This is a genomic window from Pseudomonas fluorescens (assembly GCF_902497895.1).
In the GTDB taxonomy this organism is placed as follows: domain Bacteria; phylum Pseudomonadota; class Gammaproteobacteria; order Pseudomonadales; family Pseudomonadaceae; genus Aquipseudomonas; species Aquipseudomonas fluorescens_BP.
The window spans coordinates 68,391-81,002 of the sequence record NZ_CABVHQ010000010.1 but is presented as its reverse complement, the minus strand read 5'-3'; the positions used below and the strand labels follow the sequence as shown (position 1 = coordinate 81,002).

The 12,612-nt window shown below is 60.2% G+C and carries 8 protein-coding genes; 7 read left to right on the top strand and 1 reads right to left on the bottom strand.

The window, feature by feature from the left end; all coding sequences use genetic code 11:
• Window positions 1-174: 174 nt before the first annotated feature.
• The 3 genes from guaB (at window position 175) to F8N21_RS07545 (ending at window position 4,342) form a co-directional block, all read left to right on the top strand.
• Window positions 175-1,644 (top strand): IMP dehydrogenase, encoded by a 1,470-nt coding sequence (guaB, locus tag F8N21_RS07555; protein ID WP_150641528.1) that lies wholly within the window; start codon window positions 175-177, stop codon window positions 1,642-1,644.
• 104 nt (window positions 1,645-1,748) lie between these two features.
• Window positions 1,749-3,326 (top strand): glutamine-hydrolyzing GMP synthase, encoded by a 1,578-nt coding sequence (gene guaA, locus F8N21_RS07550; RefSeq protein ID WP_150641527.1) that lies wholly within the window; start codon window positions 1,749-1,751, stop codon window positions 3,324-3,326.
• A gap of 497 nt (window positions 3,327-3,823) precedes the next feature.
• Window positions 3,824-4,342 carry a helix-turn-helix transcriptional regulator gene (locus F8N21_RS07545; protein ID WP_150641526.1) on the top strand — a complete coding sequence of 173 codons (519 nt, stop codon included), beginning with the start codon at window positions 3,824-3,826 and terminating at the stop codon, window positions 4,340-4,342.
• A 10-nt stretch (window positions 4,343-4,352) separates the two neighbouring features.
• Here F8N21_RS07545 and treR read toward each other — a convergent pair whose 3' ends face one another.
• The gene (treR, locus tag F8N21_RS07540; RefSeq protein ID WP_150641525.1) at window positions 4,353-5,057 is read right to left on the bottom strand and encodes a trehalose operon repressor; all 705 of its coding nucleotides are present in this window, start codon (window positions 5,055-5,057) and stop codon (window positions 4,353-4,355) included.
• 205 nt (window positions 5,058-5,262) lie between these two features.
• Here treR and treP point away from each other — a divergent pair, with 205 nt between their 5' ends.
• From treP to ptsP, 4 genes are all read left to right on the top strand, one after another.
• Window positions 5,263-6,705 (top strand): PTS system trehalose-specific EIIBC component, encoded by a 1,443-nt coding sequence (gene treP / locus F8N21_RS07535; protein WP_150641524.1) that lies wholly within the window; start codon window positions 5,263-5,265, stop codon window positions 6,703-6,705.
• Window positions 6,706-6,857: 152 nt separating this feature from the next.
• Window positions 6,858-8,504, top strand: a complete 1,647-nt coding sequence (treC, locus tag F8N21_RS07530) for an alpha,alpha-phosphotrehalase (RefSeq protein ID WP_150641523.1) — start codon at window positions 6,858-6,860, stop codon at window positions 8,502-8,504.
• A gap of 155 nt (window positions 8,505-8,659) precedes the next feature.
• Window positions 8,660-9,883 carry a maltoporin gene (locus F8N21_RS07525; RefSeq protein WP_150641522.1) on the top strand — a complete coding sequence of 408 codons (1,224 nt, stop codon included), beginning with the start codon at window positions 8,660-8,662 and terminating at the stop codon, window positions 9,881-9,883.
• Between the two features lie 189 nt (window positions 9,884-10,072).
• Window positions 10,073-12,610: a phosphoenolpyruvate--protein phosphotransferase gene (ptsP, locus tag F8N21_RS07520; protein WP_150641521.1), complete on the top strand. Its 2,538-nt coding sequence runs from the start codon at window positions 10,073-10,075 to the stop codon at window positions 12,608-12,610.
• The last annotated feature ends 2 nt before the right edge of the window (window positions 12,611-12,612 follow it).

Here is a 12,612-nt window from a genome sequence, read left to right as displayed (position 1 = left end):
TAAATGTAGGACAAAGAGCAGCAGCTCACGTATGTCCCTTCAGCAGATCCCGGATATTCGTGCCGCAAACCCGTATATCAGCTGCGTCGATAATAGACAGAGTTTTACATTGAACCCGAGGGGGTGTCTGACTATAATGGCGCGCTTCCATTTTCCCGCTCGGGAGCCCCCGCGATGCTGCGTATCAGCCAAGAAGCTCTGACATTCGACGACATTCTCCTAGTGCCCGGTTATTCCGAGGTACTTCCTAACGAAGTCAGTCTCAAGACCCGCCTAACCCGTGGCATCGAGCTGAATATTCCTCTGGTTTCCGCTGCCATGGATACCGTCACTGAAGCCCGGCTGGCCATTGCCATGGCTCAGGAAGGCGGCATTGGCATCATCCACAAGAACATGACCATCGAGCAGCAAGCTGCCGAAGTGCGCAAGGTCAAGCGCTACGAGGCCGGCGTGGTCAAGGACCCGATCACCATCGAGGCCGAAGCCACCGTCCGTGAGCTGTTCGAACTGACCCGCCAGCACAACATCTCCGGCGTTCCGGTGTTGCACAATGGCGATCTGGTCGGCATCGTCACTTCCCGTGACGTGCGTTTCGAAAATCGTCTGGAAGCCACTGTCCGCGAAGTGATGACGCCTAAAGAGCGTCTGGTCACGGTCAAGGAAGGCGCCGACAAGAACGACGTTCGCGAGTTGTTGCACAAACACCGCATCGAACGCGTGCTGATCGTCGACGACAAATTTGCCCTCAAAGGCATGATGACCGTCAACGACATCGAAAAAGCCAAGGCCTATCCGCTGGCCAGCAAGGACGACCAGGGTCGTCTGCGTGTCGGCGCTGCGGTCGGTACCGGTAAAGACACCGGTGACCGCGTCGCTGCCCTGGTCAATGCCGGTGTTGACGTGGTGGTAGTCGATACCGCCCACGGCCACTCCAAGGGCGTGATCGACCGCGTTCGCTGGGTCAAGGAAAACTTCCCGCAAGTGCAGGTCATCGGCGGCAACATCGCCACCGGCGCTGCGGCCAAGGCCCTGGCTGAAGCCGGCGCCGACGCCGTCAAGGTCGGTATCGGCCCAGGCTCGATCTGCACCACGCGCATCGTTGCCGGTGTCGGCGTGCCGCAAATCAGCGCCATCGCCAACGTCGCCGCAGCCCTTGAAGGCACCGGCGTGCCGTTGATCGCCGACGGCGGCATCCGGTTCTCCGGTGACCTGTCCAAGGCCATCGTGGCCGGTGCGTCCTGCGTGATGATGGGCTCGATGTTCGCCGGTACCGAAGAAGCTCCGGGCGAGATCGAACTGTTCCAGGGCCGTTCGTACAAGGCTTACCGTGGCATGGGTTCGCTGGGTGCCATGTCTCAGGCCCAGGGTTCTTCCGATCGCTACTTCCAGGACTCCTCCGCGGGTGCCGAGAAGCTGGTGCCGGAAGGTATCGAGGGGCGTGTTCCGTACAAGGGCAGCCTGAGCGCGATCATCCATCAGCTGATGGGTGGCTTGCGTTCTTCGATGGGTTATACCGGCAGTGCCGACATCGAAGAAATGCGCACCAAGCCTGAATTCGTGCGCATCACCGGCGCCGGCATGGCTGAATCCCACGTCCACGACGTGCAGATCACCAAAGAAGCTCCAAACTATCGCGTAGGTTGATAGTGATCGCCTTCAGGTTCTGACCCGAAGGCGATTGATGACTTTAGTAACCGGGGCTGTTTTCTTCAGCCCCGTGTCGTTTCTGAAATTAGACGAGAATGACCATGGCCCTCGACATTCACGCCCACCGCATCCTGATCCTCGACTTCGGTTCCCAGTACACCCAGCTGATCGCCCGTCGCGTGCGTGAAATCGGTGTTTACTGCGAACTGCATCCGTTCGACATGGACGACGAAGCGATTCGCGAATTCGCCCCGCGCGGGATCATCCTTGCTGGCGGCCCCGAGTCCGTGCACGCAGCCGACAGTCCACGCGCGCCGCAAGCCGTCTGGGACCTCGGTGTTCCGGTGTTCGGCATCTGCTACGGCATGCAGACCATGGCTGAACAGCTGGGCGGTCGTGTGCAAGGTTCGGATCTGCGTGAGTTCGGTTACGCCCGCGTCGACGTGGTCGGCAAGAGCCGCGTACTCGACGGCATCGAAGACCATGTCGATGCCGATGGCGTCTTCGGTCTTGATGTGTGGATGAGCCACGGCGACAAAGTCACCGAGATCCCGGCAGGTTTCCACATTCTGGCCAGCACCCCGAGCTGCCCGATCGCCGGCATGGCCGACGATACCCGTGGCTACTACGGCGTGCAGTTCCACCCGGAAGTGACCCACACCAAGCAGGGCGGGCGCATCCTCTCGCGCTTCATCCTCGACATCTGCGGCTGCGAAGCCCTGTGGACGCCGTCGCACATCGCTGACGACGCCATCGCCCACATTCGCGCCCAGGTCGGCACCGACAACGTATTGCTCGGCCTGTCCGGCGGCGTTGATTCCTCGGTAGTGGCTGCGCTGCTGCACAAGGCCATCGGCGACCAACTGACCTGCGTCTTCGTCGACAACGGTCTGCTGCGTCTGCACGAAGGTGAGCAGGTCATGGCGATGTTCGCCGAGAACATGGGCGTCAAAGTAATTCGCGCCAATGCCGCCGACCAGTTCCTCGATAACCTGGCCGGCGAGTCGGACCCGGAGAAGAAGCGCAAGATCATCGGCCGTACCTTCATCGACGTGTTCGATGCCGAATCCTGCAAGCTCGACAACATCAAGTACCTGGCCCAGGGCACCATCTACCCGGACGTGATCGAGTCGGCTGGCGCCAAAAGCGGCAAGGCCCACGTGATCAAGTCCCACCACAACGTGGGTGGCCTGCCGGAAGAAATGAACCTCAAGCTGGTTGAACCCCTGCGCGAGCTGTTCAAGGACGAAGTCCGTCGTCTGGGCCTGGAACTCGGCCTGCCGTACGACATGGTCTACCGCCACCCGTTCCCGGGCCCGGGCCTGGGTGTGCGGATCCTGGGTGAAGTGAAGAAGGAATACGCCGACCTGCTGCGTCGCGCTGACCACATCTTCATTGAAGAACTGCGCAAGGCCGACTGGTACCACAAGGTCAGCCAGGCCTTCGTGGTGTTCCAGCCGGTGAAATCGGTGGGTGTGGTCGGTGATGGCCGTCGTTACGCCTGGGTCGTGGCCCTGCGTGCGGTGGAAACCGTCGACTTCATGACCGCCCGCTGGGCGCACCTGCCGTACGAGCTGCTGGAAACCGTCAGCGGCCGGATCATCAATGAAATCGAAGGCATCTCCCGCGTCACCTACGACGTGTCGAGCAAGCCGCCAGCGACCATTGAGTGGGAGTGATCCAGACCGCCTCGTCGGCCTGTGATCTGCGCGTGTAAACAGCGGCGATCGACACCTTGGTGTCGATCGCCGCTGGCGTTTCAGCTGTTGTAAAAACCCTTCGCAATACCCTGAAAGACATGGGCCAAGCCCCAATGCCGGTCAGTTAAGGCGGTACGCGAACCGTAGCAGCTGGCGAAGCCTGCGTTCGGCTGCGCAGCAGTCGTAAAATCAAGCGCCGCGGTATTCCCAGACACACCGTGGAAGCAGGTTTTACGACTGCTTCGCAGCCGAACGCAGCCTTCGGCAGCTGCTACGGGGAAATGTGCGGAGCCAGAAACTCCTTAACTGACTGGCATTGGGCCAAGCCTACTGTCAGCCTCGTCTGTACTCCAGATAATCTTCCAGCCTCCGAGCGGCTTTTGATTGTTTCTAGTTGTCAGTTGACAACCTTGTGATTCTTGACGAGACTGGAAGCTATGGAGGGCTCGTGCACCTCACTCAAAAAAGAAATCGAAATGGACTACATTTTCACCCTCAAGTATCAGCTCGCGCAGTGCGATTGCGATCCTGACGAGTTGGTCGAGCGGTTATACGCAGCAGGCTGCGATGATGCGTTGATCGGTGTCGGATTGCCGGGCCGGCTGGCGTTGGAATTCACCCGCGAGGCCGCGACGGCCGAAACGGCGCTGAGGAGCGCGCTGATGGACGTCAAACGCATCGTTCCTGACGCTCGTTTGGTGGAGGTAGCGCCGGACTTCGTCGGCCTGACGGATATTGCCGAGATCATCGGCGTTTCGCGGCAGAACATGCGCAAACTGATGCTGACTCATTGCACCAGCTTCCCGTTGGCCGTGCATGAAGGCAAGACATCGGTCTGGCATCTGGCTGAGGTATTGAGCTGGCTGGATGCAAAGGGCGGCTACCGCCTTGAACAACCAGTGATCGACGTCGCCCGGATCGCGCAAAGCGTCAATCTCGTCAAGGAATCCCGCCGGGGTGTCGCCTTGGGCGCCGAGTGGCGGGCGCTGGTTTGACGTATCCCTCTCAGCGCCGCGCCACGTCCGAGAAGTAGAACTTGTCCAGGGTATGCCGCGACTCGGTGTACTCGAACTGCCTACCGTCCTGCAGAAAGGTCTGGTTGCTGACCACGATCACATGGCTTTGGCCGTCGAGGTCCAGGTGCTGCTGGTCATCCTTGCCCCGTGGTACGGCTTCGATGGTCCGCTGGGCATAGCTGATCTGCAGCTGCAGGGTCTGTTCGATAAAGGCATAGATCGAGTGTTCGGCGATCTCGCGGTCCAGCCCCGGAATCAGTTCGGCGACGAAGTGGTTGATGTCGAGGATCACCCGTTTACCGTCGATTCTTCGCACCCGTTTGATCCGCGTGATCAAGCTGCCTTCTGGCGCCTGGATGTGTTCAAGCAGGGCGCCTTCGAGGGGGATCTGACTGAACTCCACGACCTCGGTCCTGACGTCGTTGCCCAGCCTTGGGTAGGTTTCCTGAAAGCTGACAATCCCGCCTAATTGGAATTCGATCGGTGCCGGTGACAGGACGAACGTGCCTTTGCCGTGGACTTTCTGTGCGAAGCCGCGTTCCTGAAGTTGCTCGATAGCTTTGCGCACGGTACCGCGGCTGGCCTGGTAGCTGTCCATCAATTCGGTTTCGGAGGGCAACCTGGCGCCGCGTTCCAGACGTTCGGTGGTGATGCTGGCAAGCAGATCGGTGTAGATCTGGTTGTACTTACTCATGGGGATGGCTCTGTGCCGCTGTGCTCAAGGCTTGGAACCATAAGGGCAGGGCTGGGGTTTGTCCATTTATGGCTGAGCATAAAAATTATTTCGCAACTCGTCTGTACGAGTTGTTGCTTTAACTCGTACAGACGAGTACTTTTCGTTTCGGCGTGCTGCCAATAACACTCTCCAATAACAAGAAGCTAAAACGGAAGAAAAGAGCATGAGCCACGACTACCCGACTATCGCCGACGAGATCCTGCAGAGTCTCGGCGGTACAGACAACCTCGAGCAGGCTGCGCACTGTGTGACCCGCCTGCGCCTGGCGCTGAAAGACCGGAGCCTGGTCGACAACGCCACCCTGAACCAGATCGACCTGGTCAAAGGCTCGTTCTTCACCGGCGGTCTGCTGCAAATCGTCATCGGCCCCGGTGAAGTGGAGAAGGTCTACGCAGCATTGCGTCAGCTGACCGGTCTTGCGGCCTCGACCATCGCCGACGTCAAACAGAAAAGCGCCGAAAAGATCAATCCCATGCAGCGCCTGGTGCGGGTGTTCTCCGATGTGTTCATGCCGATCCTGCCGGCGCTGATCATTGCCGGCCTGCTGATGGGCATCAACAACCTGATGGGCGCCAAGGGCATGTTCATCGAAGGCCGGACCCTGCTGGAGGCCTATCCGAACCTGGACGGTGTCTGGAGTCTGATCAACCTGATGGCCAACACCTCGTTCGTGTTCCTCCCGGCATTGGTCGGCTGGTCGGCGGCCAAGCGTTTTGGTGGCAGTGAAATCCTCGGCATCGTGCTTGGCCTGATGCTGGTTCACCCGGATTTGCTCAACGCCTGGAACTACGGCAAGGCGGTCGCTGGCCTCGACGGTCAGAGCCTGCCGTACTTCGAGATCCTCGGACTGTTCCAGATCGAGAAGGTCGGTTATCAGGGGCAGATCCTGCCGATTCTGCTGGCGGCCTGGGTCATGAGCACTATCGAGAAATGGTTGCGGGCGCGAGTGCCGAACGCCATTCAACTGCTGGTGGTGCCGATCACGACCATAGTGGTCACCGGTGTGTTGGCGCTGGCGGTGATTGGTCCGGTCACCCGGCACCTGGGGATCCTCATCACCGAAGGCGTGGTCCTGTTGTTCGATCTGGCGCCGATGGTCGGAGGGGCGATCTTCGGTCTGCTCTACGCGCCGCTGGTGATCACCGGCATGCATCACATGTTCCTCGCCGTGGACCTGCAGCTGATCTCGACCCAGGGCGGCACTTTTATCTGGCCGATGATCGTCATGTCCAACCTCGCCCAGGGCAGCGCCGCGCTGGCGGTGTTCACCATGACCCGCAATGCCCGGGATCGCAGCATGGCCTCGACCTCGGCGATTTCCGCCTACTTCGGCATTACCGAGCCGGCCATGTTCGGCGTCAACCTGCGCTACAAGTTTCCGTTCTACGCCGCCCTGATCGGTTCGGCGCTGGGCTGCATTTTCCTGTCCCTGAACAAGGTCCAGGCCTCGGCGATCGGCGTCGGCGGGCTGCCGGGTTTCATCTCGATCATTCCGCAATTCATCCCGATGTTCGTGATCGGCATGGTGATCGCATTGGTGGTGCCGTTTGTGCTGACCTGTGGCTTGAGCATGAAGATTGTGCGCCCCGGGTATCGAGTCGCCTGATAAATCGCTATCGCCCGTAGGAGCTGCCGCAGGCTGCGATCTTTTCCCTGGGGCTCACTTGAGTCTCAAGTGGAAGATCAAAAGATCGCAGCCTGCGGCAGCTCCTACGCCTCGCGATGAGGCCACCGCACAATTAATTGGAGAAACACGCCATGCAAGACTGGCAACGTTCGGTGATCTACCAGATCTACCCGAAGAGTTTTCACAGCCACGCAGGCAAAGCCACGGGCGATTTGCTCGGGGTGGTCGCCAAACTCGATTACCTGCACTGGCTCGGCGTCGACTGCCTGTGGATCACCCCGTTCCTGCGTTCTCCGCAACGCGATAACGGCTACGACATCAGTGACTATTACGCCATCGACCCGAGCTACGGGACCATGGCCGACTGCGAGTTGTTGATTGCCGAGGCGGGCAAACGCGGTATCAAGTTGATGCTCGATATCGTAGTCAATCACACCTCCATCGAGCATCAATGGTTCCAGCAGGCCCGCAGCAGTCTGGATAACCCGTACCGCGATTTCTATATCTGGCGCGATCAGCCGAACAACTGGGAGTCGAAGTTTGGCGGTTCGGCCTGGGAGTACGAGGCGCAAACCGGTCAGTACTACCTGCACCTGTTCGACCACACCCAGGCCGACCTGAACTGGGACAACCCGCTGGTGCGCGCCGAAGTCTTCAAGATGATGCGCTTCTGGCGTGACAAGGGCGTCGGCGGTTTTCGCCTGGACGTGATCAACCTGATCTCGAAACCGGCGGACTTCCTCGAAGATCACAGTGACGGTCGGCGCTTCTACACCGACGGTCCCAATGTGCATCAGTACTTGCAGGAAATGCACCGCGAAGTCTTCGAAGGTCATGACCTGATCAATGTCGGCGAGATGTCTTCCACCAGCCTTGAGCACTGCATTCGTTACTCGCGCGCTGAGTCGAAAGAACTGTCGATGACCTTCAATTTTCATCATTTGAAAGTCGATTACCCGAACCTGCAGAAGTGGATTCGTGCCGATTTCGACTTCCTCGACCTCAAGCGCATCCTTTCCGACTGGCAGACCGGCATGCAGGCCGGGGGGGGCTGGAATGCACTGTTCTGGTGTAACCACGATCAGCCACGGGTGGTCTCGCGGTTCGGTGATGACGGCGAACATAGGGTGGTCTCGGCGAAGATGCTCGGTACTGCGTTGCACTTCCTGCAGGGCACGCCGTTCGTGTACCAGGGTGAGGAGCTGGGCATGACCAATCCAGGGTTCGATCACATCGACCATTACCGCGATGTCGAGACCCTGAACATCTATCGGCTCAAGCGCGAGGCCGGAGAATCCGAGTCGGAAAACATGGCGGCGATCATGCAGAAATCCCGGGACAACGGCCGCACGCCAATGCACTGGAATGCTCAGCCACATGCCGGTTTCAGCACCACCGAACCCTGGATCGGGGTGCCGGAAAACGCGGCGCTGATCAACGTCGAACATCAGCTCCAGGACCCGGCTTCGGTGCTGCATCACTATCGCCAGCTGATCGCCTTGCGCCGCAGCGAGGCGTTGATCCAGGACGGTGTCTATCGCCAGCTGTTGCCCGCACACCCGCAAGTCTGGGCCTACCTGCGTGAAGGTCAGGGCGAGCGTCTGCTGGTGCTGAACAACTTCTATGGCACGACCTGCAAAGTCGAATTGCCGGAAGGGGTGATCAGCGACGCGATGGTGCAACGCCTGGTGATCAGCAACTACGTGGACTGCCCAACCCGCAATCGGCAGGTATTCCTGCGGCCTTATGAGTCATTCGTGCTGCATCTGACTGACTAGACAACGCATACCCCCCGGTAGGAGCTGCCGCAGGCTGCGATCTTTGATCTTCAGCGCGCTGACTGTCGCCAAAAGATCGCAGCCTGCGGCAGCTCCTACGGGGATCGTGCGCCTCAAATATGTGCAAAAACACAATAAAAATAATGGAGCGGCACTTGAAGACAATAATAAATCGCAGCCTTGCAGCAGCGTGTGCATGCCTGGTTTGGCCGTTTTCGGCCCAGGCACTGGAGTTCTCCGGGTACTTGCGCAGTGGTGTGGGGACCTCGGTCAACAGCAGTTCGCAGTCATGTTTTCAGTTGCCTGGCGCGCAGACGAAATATCGGCTGGGCAACGAATGCGAACAGTATGGGGAGCTGGAGTTGCGCCAGGATCTGTTCACCGCAGGCGACGGTTCGGTACTCAGCGTCGACGGTATGGCGTCGCTGTATAACCAGTACGACCGCAGCCTCACCTTCAACGGCGACAACGGCTCGGTGCGCATGCCGCAGCTGTACGCGCAGTGGTCGAAGATGCCCAGCCTCAACGGCGGCTCGTTGTGGGCCGGTCGGCGGTACTACAAGCGTAACGACATCCATATTTCCGATTTCTACTACTGGAACCAGAGCGCCACCGGCGGCGGTATCGAGGATGTGCTGATCGGCGATCTGAAGTACAGCTATGCCTTCTCGCGCAAGGACAACCTGTACCAGAAGGACTACATCAACCGCCACGACTTCAATGTCGGCGGGTTCAACACCAACCCCGGCGGCGAGCTGGAATTGGGCCTGAGCTACATCGACAAGCCGGACAGTCGCGACGCCCACCGTGGCTGGGCGATTACCACTCAGCACGTGCAGAGCGGCTTTCTCGGCGGCAAGAATAAACTGGCTTTTCAGTACGGCGAAGGCCCGGGCACCGGCCTTGGCTACACCGGCAATGTCCGGCTCGACGACAGCAACAAGAGCTACCGTCTGGTGGAGTTCTTCGACTGGCAGGTGACCCCGCGTTTCGGGGGACAGGTCGAGGCGGTCTATCAGAAAGACATTCGCCCGGATGGCAAGGATCAGAACTGGATCTCCCTCGGCATTCGCCCGGCCTATGCCCTCACGGAGCAGTTCAAGCTGGTCACCGAGCTGGGGCACGATCAGGTCGAGGCGCCGGACGGCACGCGCAAGCTGAGCAAGTTCACTTTTGCGCCGACCTGGTCACCCAAGGGTCCGGATTTCTGGGCGCGCCCGGAAGTGCGTCTGTACTACACCTATGCCAGCTGGAACCAGGCGGCGAAACGTGCGGCCAATCAATTGGCGGCGGGTTCGGCGTTGTCCGACACCGGGGCTTTCGGCACGGCGCGGCATGGTTCGAACGTCGGAATGCAGGTCGAGTATTGGTGGAAGTAACTGTGCCATACGAAAAACCCGTAGGCGCTGCGTAGGAACTACGTAGGAGCTGTGTAGGAGCTGTCGAGTGAAACGAGGCTGCGATCTTTCCCGGTCCACTTGAGCCCCAAGCGAAAGATCAAAAGATCGCAGCCTTCGGCAGCTCCTACGAACGATATTTCTATAGAGAATAAAACAGCAGGTGAAGTCATGCCCACAACCCAACATTTGCAACTGCTGGCGCCCCTGTCCGGGGTGCTGATGCCGCTTGATCAAGTGCCGGACCCGGTGTTCTCCAGTCGCCTGATCGGTGACGGGCTGTGCATCGATCCGACCTCGCAAACCCTCTGCGCACCCATGGCGGGCGTGATCAGCAATCTGCAGCGCAGTGGCCATGCGGTCAGCATCACCGACGACCGTGGGGTACAGGTGTTGATGCATATCGGTCTGGACACGGTGAACCTGGCGGGGAAGGGCTTCACACGGCTGGTGGAAGAGGGCCAGCGGGTCGAGGCCGGGCAGGCCTTGATCGAATTCGACGCCGACTACCTCGCCTTGCATGCCCGCAGCCTGCTGACCTTGATGCTGGTGGTCAGCGCCGAGCCCTTCAGTCTGCTGACGCCGGACACCGGATTAGTCGAAAGCGGGCAGCCGCTGTTGCGCTTGAATCTGGCCGAGCAGCCGGCAAATGCGGCGTCGGCGCCGGAAGGCGAAGCACTGTTCTCCCGGCAGATGATCTTGTCCAACCCGAACGGTTTGCATGCCCGTCCTGCAGCGGTATTCGCTCAGGCGGCGAAGGGCTTTGCGGCGAGTATTTGCCTGCATAAACAGCAGGCCAGTGCCAACGCCAAGTCCCTGGTGGCGATCATGGCGCTGCAGACCGTCCAGGGCGATGCCTTGCAGATCAGCGCGGTGGGCGAGGATGCCGAGTTGGCGATCAAGACCCTCGCCGAGTTGCTGGCAGCGGGCTGTGGTGAGGCGGTCGCGGCGCCGGTGGTGAGTGAGCCGGTTGCTGTTGTTGAAGCACCTTCGTTGAAGGTCTTGCGGGGAGTGTGTGCCTCGCCAGGCTCGGCGTTCGGGCGGGTGGTGCAGGTGGCCGAACAGAGTCTGGAAGTGGCTGAGTTCGGTGCCGATCAAGCCGTTGAACGCAGGCATCTGGAACGTGGTTTATTCCAGGCAACCCAAGCGCTGCAGGGGTTATGCGACAACGCCACAGGCGATGCGCAAGCGGAAATCTTCAAGGCCCATCAGCAGCTGCTGGAAGACCCAAGCCTGTTGGAACAGGCCTATGCCTTGATCGCTGAAGGGAAAAGCGCCGCGTTCGCCTGGCGCAACTCGACCGAGGCCACCGCCGAGCTGTTCAAAAAACTCGGTAGCGCGTTGCTGGCCGAACGCGCGGTGGACCTGGCGGATGTCGGTGAGCGGGTACTCAAACTGATTCTCGGCGTGCAGGACAGCGCCTGGGTTTTGCCGGAACAGGCGATTCTGATTGCCGAGCAACTGACCCCGTCGCAGACCGCCGGCCTCGATACCAGCAAAGTGCTGGGTTTTGCCACCGTGGGCGGCGGCGCCACCAGTCACGTGGCGATTCTTGCCCGGGCCTTTGGCTTGCCAGCGATTTGCGGGTTGCCGACCCAGGTGCTGTCACTGGCCAGCGGCACGCAAGTCTTGCTCGATGCCGACAACGGCGAATTGCAGCTGGACCCTGATCTGGCGGTTATCGAACAGCTGCAAGCCAAGCGTCAGCAGCAACGGCTACGGCATCAACGCGAACTCGAGCAGGCTGGGCTGGCGGCCTGTACCCGTGACGGCCATCACTTCGAGGTGACAGCCAACGTCGCCTCGCTGCCTGAGGTTGAGCAGGCCATGGCGCTGGGAGGCGAGGGGGTTGGTCTGTTGCGTTCGGAGTTCCTTTATCTGGAGCGCAACACCGCGCCAAGCCATGATGAGCAAGCCGCTACCTACAGCGCCATCGCCCGCGCGCTGGGACCGGAGCGCAATCTGGTGGTGCGCACTCTGGACGTCGGCGGCGATAAACCACTGACCTACGTGCCAATGGACAGCGAGGCCAATCCCTTCCTCGGCATGCGCGGGATTCGCCTGTGCCTGGAGCGTCCCGAGCTGTTGCGTGAACAGTTTCGGGCGATTCTGAGCTGCGCCGGGCTGGCCCGCTTGCACATCATGCTGCCGATGGTCAGCCAGTTGTCCGAACTGCGCCAGGCCCGGCAGATGCTCGAAGAGGAGGCACTGGCGCTGGGACTCAAGGCATTGCCCAAGCTCGGCATCATGATCGAGGTACCGGCAGCGGCATTGATGGCTGACCTGTTCGCCGCCGAAGTGGATTTCTTCTCCATAGGCACCAACGACCTGACCCAGTACACCCTGGCGATGGACCGCGATCATCCGCGGCTGGCCAGCCAGGCGGACAGTCTTCATCCGGCCGTGCTGCGGCTGATCGCCAGCACCGTGAAAGCCGCCCATGCCCACGGCAAGTGGGTCGGTGTGTGTGGCGCGCTGGCGTCCGAAGCGTTGGCGGTGCCGCTGTTGCTGGGGCTGGGCGTGGATGAACTGTCGGTCAGTGTGCCGTTGATTCCGTCGATCAAGGCAACGATCCGCGAAGTCGACCTGAGGGAGTGCCAGGCCATCGCGCAACAGGTCCTGAGCCTGGAAAGCGCCGAACAGGTACGTGAAGCCTTGCACCGGCATCAACAGACAGCAGTCGTCAGCTCATTGGTCCTGGAGAACTGAAA